Annotated in this window: 10 protein-coding genes; 5 read left to right on the top strand and 5 right to left on the bottom strand. The window is 44.0% G+C overall.

Annotation, left to right across the window (positions count from 1 at the left end; genetic code table 11):
- Positions 1-88 precede the first annotated feature (88 nt).
- The 4 genes from ndhC to NC997_RS13815 all read left to right on the top strand — a co-directional run bounded on the left by ndhC (position 89) and on the right by NC997_RS13815 (position 3,594).
- Entirely contained in the window at positions 89-451 is a 363-nt protein-coding gene (gene ndhC, locus NC997_RS13830) for a photosynthetic/respiratory NAD(P)H-quinone oxidoreductase subunit C (protein WP_190411000.1), read from the top strand.
- A complete protein-coding gene (locus tag NC997_RS13825) occupies positions 448-1,194 on the top strand; it encodes an NADH dehydrogenase subunit K (RefSeq protein WP_206753379.1) in 747 nt (248 codons plus the stop codon). Before ndhC ends, NC997_RS13825 begins: the two co-directional genes overlap by 4 nt.
- The gene (locus tag NC997_RS13820; RefSeq protein WP_190529815.1) at positions 1,187-1,726 is read left to right on the top strand and encodes an NAD(P)H-quinone oxidoreductase subunit J; all 540 of its coding nucleotides are present in this window, start codon (positions 1,187-1,189) and stop codon (positions 1,724-1,726) included. Before NC997_RS13825 ends, NC997_RS13820 begins: the two co-directional genes overlap by 8 nt.
- Positions 1,727-2,196: 470 nt before the next feature.
- Positions 2,197-3,594, top strand: coding sequence for a DNA phosphorothioation system restriction enzyme (locus NC997_RS13815; RefSeq protein ID WP_199306296.1), 1,398 nt, complete (start codon positions 2,197-2,199; stop codon positions 3,592-3,594).
- Positions 3,595-3,800: 206 nt separating this feature from the next.
- Here the strand turns inward: NC997_RS13815 and dndD are convergent, their stop codons facing one another.
- The 5 genes from dndD to dndB are packed head-to-tail and all read right to left on the bottom strand — an operon-like array spanning position 3,801 to position 11,186.
- Positions 3,801-5,786, bottom strand: a complete 1,986-nt coding sequence (gene dndD, locus NC997_RS13810) for a DNA sulfur modification protein DndD (RefSeq protein ID WP_190529811.1) — start codon at positions 5,784-5,786, stop codon at positions 3,801-3,803.
- 58 nt (positions 5,787-5,844) lie between these two features.
- Positions 5,845-7,404, bottom strand: coding sequence for a DNA phosphorothioation system sulfurtransferase DndC (gene dndC, locus NC997_RS13805; RefSeq protein ID WP_190529809.1), 1,560 nt, complete (start codon positions 7,402-7,404; stop codon positions 5,845-5,847).
- A gap of 10 nt (positions 7,405-7,414) precedes the next feature.
- Positions 7,415-8,362: an HNH endonuclease signature motif containing protein gene (locus tag NC997_RS13800; RefSeq protein WP_199306291.1), complete on the bottom strand. Its 948-nt coding sequence runs from the start codon at positions 8,360-8,362 to the stop codon at positions 7,415-7,417.
- A 17-nt stretch (positions 8,363-8,379) separates the two neighbouring features.
- Positions 8,380-10,101 (bottom strand): hypothetical protein, encoded by a 1,722-nt coding sequence (locus NC997_RS13795; RefSeq protein WP_190529807.1) that lies wholly within the window; start codon positions 10,099-10,101, stop codon positions 8,380-8,382.
- Positions 10,098-11,186 carry a DNA sulfur modification protein DndB gene (gene dndB, locus NC997_RS13790; RefSeq protein WP_190529805.1) on the bottom strand — a complete coding sequence of 363 codons (1,089 nt, stop codon included), beginning with the start codon at positions 11,184-11,186 and terminating at the stop codon, positions 10,098-10,100. The genes NC997_RS13795 and dndB overlap by 4 nt, the downstream gene beginning before the upstream one ends.
- A 129-nt stretch (positions 11,187-11,315) precedes the next feature.
- Between dndB and NC997_RS13785 the strand changes: the two genes are divergently transcribed.
- Positions 11,316-12,917: a DGQHR domain-containing protein gene (locus NC997_RS13785; RefSeq protein ID WP_190529803.1), complete on the top strand. Its 1,602-nt coding sequence runs from the start codon at positions 11,316-11,318 to the stop codon at positions 12,915-12,917.
- The last annotated feature ends 110 nt before the right edge of the window (positions 12,918-13,027 follow it).

The raw sequence follows: 13,027 nt of genomic DNA, 5'->3' as shown, positions 1-13,027 counted from the left end.
CAACTTTGGCAGAGGCAGGCGCTTTATAATGTATAAATGTGAAGAAGTAATAACAGCCGTCCTTTCATCTGAGTGGTAGTACAAGATCGTGTTTGTCCTCAGTGGGTATGAGTATTTTTTAGGCTTCTTGCTAGCTTCCAGTCTGGTGCCGATTTTGGCGCTGACTGCCTCCAAGCTCCTGCGGCCCAGTGGTAGTAGTCCAGAGCGGCGCACCACTTACGAATCTGGCATGGAACCGATTGGGGGAGCCTGGATTCAGTTCAACATCCGCTATTACATGTTTGCGCTGGTTTTCGTCATTTTTGATGTTGAAACTGTTTTCCTGTATCCGTGGGCCGTTGCCTTCAATCGTCTAGGTGTACTGGCGTTTATTGAAGCTTTGGTCTTTATTGCAATTCTTGTAGTTGCTCTTGTTTATGCGTGGCGCAAAGGAGCCTTGGAATGGTCATGAAATCTAACGGTAACAGTGATATTGCTGCCTTTGAGGCGCAGCAGAAAGAGAAGATCCTTAACCCGATTGAGCGACCTTCTGTTACTCAAGAACTTTCTGAAAATGTCATCCTGACAACGGTTGACGACCTTTACAACTGGTCGCGGCTTTCCAGCCTGTGGCCTCTGTTGTTTGGAACCGCCTGCTGCTTCATTGAAGTGGCGGCGATGATTGGCTCCCGATTTGACTTTGACAGATTTGGTCTAGTTCCCCGTTCTAGCCCTCGGCAAGCAGATTTAATTATTACTGCTGGCACGATTAACATGAAGATGGCACCGGCTCTGGTGCGCCTTTATGAGCAGATGCCAGATCCCAAGTACGTGATTGCAATGGGAGCCTGCACGATTACTGGCGGGATGTTCAGCGCTGATTCCCCGACTGCGGTGCGGGGTGTGGATAAGCTGATTCCTGTCGATGTCTATTTGCCTGGATGTCCCCCACGTCCGGAAGCGATCATGGATGCGATCATTAAACTGCGGAAGAAAATCGGGAACGATTCTATCCAAGAGCGGGATCAGTTTCAGCAAATCCATCGCTATTACAGCACCACTCACAAGATGCAAGCTGTAGAAACCATCCACGATGGCAAGTATTTACAGTTGGCAACTCGCCAAACTCCGCCGCAAGAGCTGGCGGCAGCGACGGGTATGCCTGTAGCACCAGCACTGTTGACGGCAGAAAAACAGGAGGAACGTCGTGGCTGAAGCAGAATCTCCAGCAGAATCTTCAGGGGAACCCCAAGCAGAATCCCAAATTGTGGAAGCGGGTAAGGTTTCCCTTTGGTTGAAGGAAAACGGTTTTGAGCATCAGGAACTAGAACGCGATCGCAGTGATGTTGAGATCATCAAAGTTGACCGGGACTTCTTGATTCCGATTGCTACAGCTCTCTACGCTTACGGATTTAACTACCTCCAGTGTCAAGGTGGCTATGATGCGGGGCCAGGAGAGCATTTGGTCAGCTTCTATCATCTAATCCAGGTGAGCGACAATGCTGACAGACCAGAGGAACTGCGGCTGAAGGTGTTTTTGCCGCGAGATGACGCTAGAGTTCCTTCGGTGTATTGGATTTGGAAGACGGCAGACTGGCAAGAGCGGGAAGCTTTTGATATGTATGGCATCGTCTATGAAGGACACCCGAACCTGAAGCGGCTTTTGATGCCGGAAGATTGGGTGGGCTATCCGTTGCGGAAGGATTATGTGTCGCCTGATTTCTACGAGTTGCAGGATGCTTATTGATTCAAGCAAAAGGCAATTAGTGAAAGAAAGACTTTTTCCTGGTTGACTTGTGGAAAGCACTCACTTTTGATTTGAAGTGGGTGCTTTTTTTTGGCGTAGGAATTAAGTGTAGACTGTATCAAATATCACTTGATTTTTTCTACGTATTGACATATACTTGAAGAATGGGAATCTGTGCGCCTAGGTAAATTGATTTTTAAGTTAAGTTTGCAGCTATTTGAGTGTAGTGAATCCTTAAATTAGCTGGTTAGATAAATAGCGATCGCACCCAATTACTCCCCTAAACCCATAAAATAAATCAACAGCTTGAATGGCAGGGGTACTGGCGCGTGAAGTTGTCGTCAAATGGTGTTTATCAAGTCGAAAGTCAGGCAAAAAAGCAATCCTATCCTGTCGCTTCGCCAGTAGAGTATGACCTGCAACCGATTAACAGACTTTTAGCAGTTGCTGCTTCTAAGGGAACCTACCATCTGCATCCCTCAGAAGGGCATGAAATACTCCTAGGATGCCCCAGAATACCAGCATCTTTACAACTGCGGCAGTATCAGCAGGAAGCGGTTGCTAGCTGGTTTGCCAATCAAGGCAGAGGAACGCTGAAGATGGCGACGGGGAGTGGGAAGACGATTACGGCGCTAGCGATCGCTACCTCACTTTATCAACAAATTGCCTTGCAAGTATTGGTAGTCGTGTGTCCCTATCGACATCTGGTGACACAGTGGGCGCGAGAATGCGAGAAATTTGGACTACAGCCAGTTTTAGCTTTTGAGAATGTACGCAACTGGCAGAGTCAGCTATCAACGCAACTCTACAATCTGCGTTCTGGCAATCAACGGTTTCTCACACTCATTACAACAAATGCCACCTTGATGAGTGAAGGATTGCAATCTCAACTTAAATATTTTCCAGACAAAACGCTAATTGTAGGAGATGAAGCGCATAATCTCGGTGCAAGGCAGTTGGAGAAGAGTCTGCCTTCGAGAGTGGGATTAAGACTAGCGCTGTCAGCAACACCAGAACGATATTTTGATGATGAAGGTACGCAATCTTTATTTGATTATTTTGGTAGAGTTTTAGAGCCGGAGTTCACGCTGAAAGATGCGATTCAACAGGGTGCGTTGGTGCATTATTTGTACTACCCTATCCTGGTAAAACTCACAGAAACAGAAGCCCGTGCTTATGTAAAATTAACCGCTAGGATTGGTAGGGCGCTGTTGTTTCAAGAACGCCAGAACGGTTCTAGCAAAGGCAATTGGGAAGACCGTGAAGAACTCAAGCCATTGTTGATGCAACGGGCGAGATTAATTGGCGCTGCTACCAACAAGTTAACTGCTTTGCGCGAGTTAATGAGTAAACGCTTGGACACGACGCACACTTTATTTTATTGCGGAGATGGTTCTGTAGAAAGCACGCGCCAATTGAAAGCCGTTGCTAAAATTTTGGGAGATGGATTGGGATACCGAATCAACACCTACACTGCCCAAACTCCATTATCAGAAAGAGAAAATTTGCGGCGTCAATTTGAGACGGGAGATTTACAAGGTTTGGTAGCGATTCGCTGTCTAGATGAGGGTGTCGATATTCCAGCAATTCAGAATGCTGTAATTTTAGCCAGTAGCAGCAATCCGCGCCAATTTATTCAGCGTCGAGGACGAATTTTGCGCCCACACCCAGGTAAGCAACGCGCCACTTTATTTGACATGATTGTAGTGCCACCAGAGCTAGATCGGGAAACTTTGGAAGTAGAACGCAATTTGTTAAGAAAGGAATTGCGGCGATTTGTAGAGTTTGCTGACTTAGCGGATAATTCGGGCGAAGCTAGAGTTAAATTACTGGATTTACAGAGAAACTACGAGTTAATGGATATGTGATGCTTCGGCTCAATATATATATAGCGCTTCTCGTTTAGATGCAGTACAGTTTAACCCCACCCCTGCCCCTCCCCGCAAGCGAGGAGGGGAAATAATTCAAAGCCTCTCTCCTCCCAGGAGAGAGGTTTGGAGAGAGGTCAAAATTGTAGCGCCTAAAAGTGAGAACCGCTATAGTATTCCTAAATTTCTATATCACCAGAAATATATCACCAGAAATAACCGGGTACTACGGTTGTCTGCCGATCGCTTGTGTCATACTTCAGCAGATACTCGTGAGCGATCGCATCCAGTTCTCGCAACCTTTCGGCTTCAGTTTTGCCAACCTCAGTATCGGTGGATAATAGAATCACCTGATGACTCGCAGAGGGAAAATATCGCTCAACTAAATTCTGTCGGTGAGAAGAATCTAGTCGCCCCAGCGGTGTGTCGATTGCTACAGGTAAGTGGTGTCCGGCGACTCGTGCTAATCCCCATAAGAAAGCGATCGCAAGTAATTGTTTTTCTCCGGCTGAGAGGCGATGTTTTGGTACGGGTTGTCCTTGCGGATCGTAGATAGAAAGGCTGAAGGTTTGAGTGTCAATGGCTACGCGATGCACTAAGTCGGATTTGTGCAGCAGATAGCGGAAACACTCGGTTACTTCTATTTCTAATTTGTTGAGTTTTTTCAGGGTTAATTTTTCCCGAAATAGCTTTAGAGTCGCTTGGACTTTGGCGACAGAGGCGATAATATGCTGATTATTCTTTAGCTTGATATTGTCTTCGCTATACTCTGCTAATTCTTTTTTGGTTTTAGCGATCGCTCTATTTAATTCTTCACAACGGCGGGTAGCCATTTCATGAGCAACTTGAGCTTTCGCGACTGCATTATTTGTTTCTCTAACAGCATCTTGTAGTTGTTGATAGGCTTCTGGGGAAGCAGCAGCGGCTATCTGTCTATCGAGAGCATCTATCTCAATTTCTAGGTTTTCTAGTTCTTCTAGTTTTTCTTTGGCTCTAAATTTAGCAGTATTGATGCCAAAACTTAAGAAATTATCCAGTTCCTTGATTTCTTCTAATTCTGCTAATAACCAGGGACTTTCATTGGCGGCAATTTCTTTCTCAAGTTGTTGATTTTCTTGGTCTAGGAAGAATTTAATTTTGTCAAGTTGCTCGGAAACTAATGACAATTCTGAAATATAATTTAAGAGGCGATAGTCTCGTTCTATCAAAACATCTCGTGCGATTTTTTTCTGTTGTTGACGGCTTTCCTTTTCTGCTTGGCATTTAGCTTGTTCAAGCAGGGGAGAAATTAAGGTGAGAGGAAAGCTACCAGCAGCTAAGTCTCGCAGCGCTTCCCGCGCCTTTTCTGCTTGGGTTGTGAAATGGTCTTTTTGTTTTTCTAGACGGTTGCGATCGCTCGCAATTTTCCCCCCTTCGTAGAGAAATTTTTCAGAGGCTTCACGCTGCTTTTCTTCAGCCCTATCTAAGTTATTTCGCAGAGAACCTACTTCTAGGGTTGCAGCTTCTAATTCATCTTTTTGTACATTAAGTCTTTGTTCAATTTCTTCTAAGGTAGCGAGTTCTTTAGCGCTAGCAATTTCTTTGCGCTTACGGCTAACGAGGACATCTAAATCGGCGGATAGACGTTCTGAGAGTTCTAAGCCTAATAGCGATTGAATTGCCCCTACAACTAAAGGGGGTGGGGTATCTAATTCGGCAAGTTCTTTTACCTGTTCGCCGTCAAACAAAAATAAATTAGAAATTCCCAGCGGTAGCAGGTTCTCGATGTATTCGTCCCAGGTGTTGGCAAGGGCTTTATCGGGCCATTCTTCATCTACTAGAATACCGAGAGTATCTTTTCCGTCTTTGGGTTCCTTTTCCCAATATCGGACAACTCTTAAAATAGTTGGTTTGTCGTCTTGAATGACCTCGAAAGCTAATTCAATTCGGGCTTTTTCTGTGGGTGGGGTGTTGCGGTTGACTGACTGGGTAAGAAAGTCGTTATAGCTTAAGTTGCCGCGTGTAGAACATTGGGCGCGAGAACCGTATAGGGCAAGGCGAATGGCGTCCATCAGGGTCGTTTTACCGCCGCCATTCATGCCGCCAATTAAGATAATCGGGCGAGTATTTTCATCAGTTTCGGGGCGGAGGTTGATGACTTGTCGCCCTAGATAAGGGCCGAAATTTTGCAGGACGAGTTCGAGAAATATCACAGCTTATTGAGAATAGGTAATCGGTAACAGCTAATGGGTAATCGGGAATAAACAGCACTTATTCATTAGCGTCATCTGCTTTTGGAGATGAAAATTTCATGCTTGCCCAAGTTAGCTGTTTCACTTTGTCAATATCTTCTTCTACAACAGCATTTTTTAAGTCGCGCTTATCGTGGGCATTTTGAATTGCATCCTCTTTCGATCGAGAACTGCTTTCAAAGCATTTATCTAGCTTTTCATAGACTCCGCGCCGAGTTTTGGCATGATGCTGGCGTTCTGTATCTAGCAGCTTCGCCATCAGTTCTAGGTGCATTTCATCATTGCAGATTTCTTGTAGCACTTCCCACTCGTCACTGCCTAAAAGTTTCCTCTCGGCACCAGGACGAGTGTCTTGAAAGGGTTCACCTGTGACTTCTTCATAAATACGCGGCAAGCTGTCATCAAATTCGTGTTTTTCTTCTAACCAAGTTCGACGAATTTCGCTTAATTCATCCTGGGTAATTAGGGTGATGTCGCGCATCTCAGGCGGTGCAGTACGACGAATTTGAGTTTGTGCTTCTAAGACTCGCCTTAACCAATGTTCTCGCCAGTATTTTGTATAGGGTCCATGAATTGGTTCAACTGAGATTCCACCATCAACATTGCGTTCAAAAAGCTCGACTTTGCCATAGATCCGGCGAAAGTCTCTCTTATCACGGTCATTTTGAATATCTAATTCACGGCGGATATCTAAAAGAGGCTGTAACCACTCTTTCTCTTCATCATTCTGGATCATGGCCTCCATCGATTTATCTTGATTAACTAAGGTGCAAACCCAGCAACCAAACCGAGAATCACCACAGCTAGGGGTAGAAGTATCCACAACTAGAGGACATTCGTTATCTGCTGTTGCACCTCGATACATCGAAAATAAGTCTTTATTGCTATATCCCCAAGGGTTTTGGCACTGATTAAGATATATCCACACTTCATCATTGTGCCAGTCTTCAATAGGGGTATATGCAAGAGCATTAACTAAACTTGATCTAGGACTCAGACGATCGCGAACTCGTCCCTTTTCATGTTTCGCCATGACTGTAGCGCGTTTGTTGCTTTCAGCTTTACGCATACCTAAGACAAGAATTACCTCACCACTGGCACGAACCATGTCACGAATGAAGCGGTTAGCAGGCTGTATTTTTAAGCGCTCTGTACACCAACGAAATCGCATTCGAGGTGCAGGATATCCCTTCCCTATTAAGCACACCCAGAAACTTTCTTTAGTATCTGGATAGAGCAAGTGAGGTTCTATTGGCATTCCTTGTTCTTGAGCAGCAATCTTCATCTGTTTTAGAGAATTGCTCACCCAAGCAGAAACTATAGGATTCTCTACCAGCGTATCTGTTGTAATAACATGAATTGTCTTAGTGCGTTTCTCTGGTGGGAGAGCAGAGACTGCATTCCAAATTAGCTGTACGACTGCTGTACTATCTTTCCCCCCAGAGTATCCAATTACCCAAGGAATCTCATCCGAGCAGTAAAGTTCTTGAATTTCAGTAGTTAAAGATTGAATATCTTCAACTAGATCCGCAACTGTACTTCTATCGTGTTTTTTGTCTGATTGTTGTTTTGTAGTCATTTGTCTCTCTCTATTGACGCATTTGTTCCGCAACTTTCCTACTTACTAGACGGGTGGAGCCTATAGGATCGTGTTCCGAGCATATAACACGCAAATTTGTTGGATTCATAGCGCCTTCAGGGTGCTTATGAACTACTGTCAGTTGAGCATTATCTACGGTCTTATCGCAGCCATCCTCGAACTCACAGCGTCTACGCACAGACAGAAGTCGAACAATCCAAAATGGATGAGGTACGCTTTGTTTTCCAAGTTTTGGATGCTCCACTATACGCGGCTTGATTGCAACGTCATATATAGATATTCGATCGCTTTTATGAGAGTTGCACCATCCACAAGCTAGACGAAGGTTATCTTCCTCTTTGCCACCTTTTGAAAAAGGTATAGCATGATCAACTTCAACGGAAATATCACGTTGAGACAAACCATGTAAGGTCATATAATCAATAAAGTGATGTTGCGGTGGTTCTGTATCGCTCCCATATCCTAAGAACTTATTTTCAGCCCACTTTGTAAATTCATATCCACAAATCCAACAACGGGGTTCTGGTCCATAAATATCCCATAAAAGCTTTTTATCCTCTAAACTAATAAAACTGCGCTTTCTCGGGCTTCTGCGCTGGACTTCTTTATCTATCAATCTTGAAATATACTTTGTAAGCGTTTTACGCTCCTCCTCAGAAACTCCAGAAAAAATGATAGGGACTGTTTTTTGAACAGCTACCAATATATGACCATAGCTCTGAGTAGAGTCAGCAAATTTTTCTGGATCACAGATTGATTCAATGAACCATTGTGTCCAAAGTATGTGTATGTCTGCTCTAAGTAGAGAACCCCGACCACTCAGAATAAAGTCAGGAACTCTCTGATTAGCAATATTACTTAGAATCCGTATGTCCCAGCAAGCTTCCAGCTTATCTGCCGTAGTGTTAAAGAAAGAATAAATTTCTGCAAATTCCATGAATCATAATAAGCTAGTTAGTTTAAGGGAATCCGATACTGGCTTTCTTTAGGTAGTTTCTGTGGGTCTTTTCTATACTGAACCCACTCTGTTGACCATCTTTTACGAATACCAGGCATATCTTTTTTTACTCCGTGCAATTTCCAATCTCCATGGAAGTAGTCTTTATTTACACCTTTTAACCAGTCGTCAACAAGTGAAGGAACCTCCTGTACACTATCTATTCCTTTACCACGTCCACAGAGATATTGAAAGAAATCTGCTGCAAGAATTGTTAGAGATGTTTTATTAAAAATATTCGATATCTTAGGATTACCCCAGTAATTATTTGCTTGATCGTTATCCTTGTCTGCTAGTTTGTCACGGACTGTACTCCAAAATTTAATAAACACATCTCGCCAAGGACCATCGAGTTCCTGCCAGTATTCAGTAGCTTCTTCAACTCCCGATACAATTTTTGATTCAGCTAAGTAATCACGTTTCCACTTATCGGCATAATCGACAGTTTCATGAAAAAGTTTACCTCCTTTCAAATCACGAAATATTGAGACTATAGATGCAAGAACATTCCATTTAAGACGGTCTTTGGTATCAGAGGTCATTCCTCTTTCAACTAAATTGTAGAAAGGACTGTCTGGATGTCTTGCAAGGAATGTCACAGCTCGTGATTCTTCTAGCTTAATACCAGCATTTTCAAGTCGCTCTGCTACTCTCTCTAGTTCTTCATTAGAAAGGCTAGTAGATACAATGGTTCCGAGAAGTGCAGGTTTGATAGGAGTCGCTTTCTGATTCACAACGACAAACTGAAAGACTTGCTCGGCTGGATCAGTATTCATGAGAAGTGAAATTGGAAGCTTGCGAGCCGCTTCAGTTTCAATCTTTCGTTGAGCTTCTCCTGGATCAATTCCCTCATGAAGGATGGCTTGCTCTATGTAATCTTTGTAACGATCTTCTCTCACCAATTCTTTAGCTGATGAAATAGCTGCACGCAATCTGTGTTGTCCATCAACAACAACTATTGGGCGCAGAAACGAAATTAGTGCATTTTTAGAATAGTCAAGAAACTTATCTCCTTTAAAGTTGTCATTTATTTCCTCTAGAACAGAAATATAAGCTGCAACCTCTTTCCAGAAATCTTCAATATGAGATTCATCACTAACTACTACTTCTATCTCCTCGTTGTTAACTGAATTGTCAGCTATTTCCTGCTCATCTGATGATTCAATGAGATTTTCCTGAACACTATCTTTAATTTCCGCACGCTGCTTTAGCTCTCTGATGAAGCTATCGGGAACTTGGTTCTCAACAAGTCCGGAAACCCGGCGCTCTAAATTTGTTTTTACTCTTTTTAGGAGTTCTAGCAAACTGAGTTCTTCTAGGGATTCCGTAATTAGTGTTAAAAATCCATGTTGAATAGCATCACTAGAACCATTTTCATCTTCACTCGGTTCAAAGTTCACATTTGCCTGATCGGGTTGGCGCAATGCACAAAGTAAAGGATTTTGGATTATATTCTTTTCATTTCGATAAAAATCAGTAATTTCGTTAATACGTTTCTTATTCTCTTCTCGCTGGAAACCTGTAGTTTCTTGAGTTCCAATTTTCTTTTTTTGAGGTACTCCTGCCCACGTATCTATCTCTATTGCAGAAGCAGCAAAAAGTACCAGCCAATCACCAGAGTTAGTTTGTCGAATACGAACTGCTTTGTATTTAAATTCTTGCTGTTTTCCTGTACTCATTTCTCCCTCCTTATTAAACGGGCATTCTCTAACCGTTCCTCTTCCGGTGTCAGCGACAAATTCAGGTGCTTTTTAATATAAGCACTCATCTGACTGACACTGGTGCGGGATTTAGAAATCCCACCACTAGACATAATTATCCCTTCCCAATCAGGATTAGAGCGCGACCAGTCGATTTGTTGCAAACCTTCTAAATGTGAGTCCCAGTTTTCCGGGTAAAGCGACAGCAAAGTTGCTCCAATAGCGCCTAAACTAGCGATCGCGATCGCGTGACTATGCACGTAATCCCGCCGGATTTCGCCTGCGCTGACCTTCCCGTGTAGAACTTGCTCCCAAGCTGGGATATAGCGACTAACTGCATTCCAGTAACGGGCTGCTCGTTCAATCTGCTGTTCAGTCTCCTGGCGATCCGTTAGCAGGGCAAGAGTAGCATTATAGATGCTGTTGAGAGTAAATAGCTTGCCGGAGCGAGTAGGCAGCGTACTGCGTTCCGTATCTGTGAGGTTTCTAAAAACCTGGACTTGCTTGACAACTGACCGCACCCAGTTTGTTTTCGCGTCCCGATGATCGTAAAGAATGTTTAGCGATGGATCGGCATCGACTGTATAGCGGTTTAAATCAATAAACATCTGCTGCGATCGCTTTAGACCAATATCTAAAAAGAAGATAACCGCGATCGTTTCATACCCCAGTTCGGGATTTTCCTTCAGCGCCATTTCCAACGCCGCCCGTCGGTGTTGCCCGTCATGGATGGCAAACCGCGCATCCATTGGCACTTTCAAGCGTCCAATCTTCCGCGCTTCTGTCTCTGTTCCAATCGGTTCAAAAGTGATATCCGCGTCAATCGATGCCGTAATTGCCGAGAAAATGTAGTTAGTCGGATTGTTCAAAATATATCGGGCAATTTCTGGCACGCGGGTGCGGTTGAGCGATCGCGTTGTCCTCATTTCCGGCGGCATTTCCCCATCGTCCAAGGGGAACAGCTTCGGGATAAATCGCACCGGACACATCGAAACGTAGTATTCTCGCCCTGCCTGAATTCCCCGAATCACAGGCAAAACGTACTCAAAGGAGGGGGTAAGCATAAATACCCAGCCTTATTTAGTTTTGGACACGATCTCAGTATACATAAAGTTTTTAAAAACTAGATTTGACACAACAACTTTTGACTGATAGTTTTTAAAAATTAATTGAATTCCCCGCTAAATCTGCCTATGAACAGCCCCAGCAACCCTACAACTGACCTTGCCACCCAGATTTTGGAACGGGAAAACCAAGAAAAACAGGCGATCGCCCTCCTTTTAGATAGATATCTGGCGCGGAACGACCAATTTTTAGTTCAAAAAATAGAAATGGGCGGCACCGAAGCTTATATCGGTTCGGCAACCCTGGAGTGGTTTGCCAGTCGCGTTCGCTTCGCCTCTCGCCTACCACTTTTCCGGCAAAAATTCGACCCAGAGAAAGACAATGTGGAAATCGACGCCGAGAGTATAGAAGAAATTCAGCAACGCCCCCTAGATTGGTCGCGTCAAGCGCCCTTAACCCAGTATTTAGCAGCCCGAACCACCCACAAATTCCCCCCAGTATTAGTCGTTGTCAATCAACCTTGGGTAGATAATCCGAATGCTGCCGAATGGGATGCAGACGGACGGGCGATTAAATCCGCTGCTGATTTTATGGCACTCGATAAAGACGGCAAAGTAGGGTTATTGAACGTTTCCCCAGATGTCACGATTTTTGCCTTGGATGGTCAACATCGGCTGATGGGAGTGCAGGGTTTAATGGAGTTGCTTCAAACGGGAAAACTCCCACGATATAAAAAAGATAAAAAGCCTTCAGGTGCTGTTATTACAATTGACGATCTCAGACAGAACTATCAGATAGACCCGGCTTATTTGCAAAACTTAGCCAAAGAAAAGATAGGCATTGAATTTATTTCAGCCGTCGTTACTGGGGAGACGCGGGAACAGGCACGACGACGAGTAAGATCCATCTTTGTCCATGTCAATCTCATGGCTGTACCTTTAAGTAAAGGTCAGATGGCACAGCTAGATGAAGATGATGCATTTTCAATTGTTGCCAGAAAAGTTGCTGTCACCCATCCTCTACTAAAAGATGTTGACGGGCGCAATCCTCGTGTCAATTGGGATAGTGCAACAGTTGCTGCTAAGTCAACCGTTTTAACTACCCTGCAAGCGCTCAAAGAAATGTCTGAACGCTACTTAGAATACAAATTCCCCAAGTGGAAACCTGTGGGCAAAAAGGGTCTAATTCCGATGCGCCCTGATGATGGAGAACTAGAGGAGGGAATTGAGGAATTTAAGCAACTTTTCGACTATTTAACCACTCTGCTCAGTTTTCAAAGGCTAGAAAATGGCGCAGAAACCCCGGAAATGCGCCGCTTCAATTTTGAGAAAGGTGGGGGGGAAGGAAATATACTTTTCCGTCCAGTTGGGCAAGTTGCCTTAGCTCAAGCTTTAGGAATTTTGGTTTTTAAAAAGGGTTTTTCACTCAAAACTATTTTTGAAAAGCTTCAGAAATACGATGCGGATGATGGCTTCAGCGGCATGGAGTCTCCTGATTCTCTTTGGTATGGCGTTTTGTATGACCCGAATAAAAAGCGGGTTTCAGTTGCCGGAAAAGACTTAGCCGCTAGATTAATTGTTTACTTGCTAGATGGTGTTGATGATGACATGGAACGTGCAGAAATTCGCCGCGCGGTAGCTGAAGGAAGAACAATAGAAGATAAAGCAATGGGATTTAATGGCAAGTTTGTAGAGCCAAGGCAGGTAGGATTACCGCCAATCTTATCTTGAGCTTTGCCTTCTAGATACGGCTTTCGTGTAACTGAATGAGTTCCTAAGTTCCAGACGCGATTAATTGCGCCTGGAACAAACTATCAAAATTGTCTTGACAGACTAATAGT

This window comes from Trichocoleus sp. DQ-A2, from assembly GCF_039961915.1.
In the GTDB taxonomy this organism is placed as follows: Bacteria; Cyanobacteriota; Cyanobacteriia; order Cyanobacteriales; family FACHB-T130; genus FACHB-T130.
Note: the sequence above shows the minus strand (reverse complement) of the source record. Positions and strands in the feature narration are given on the sequence as shown.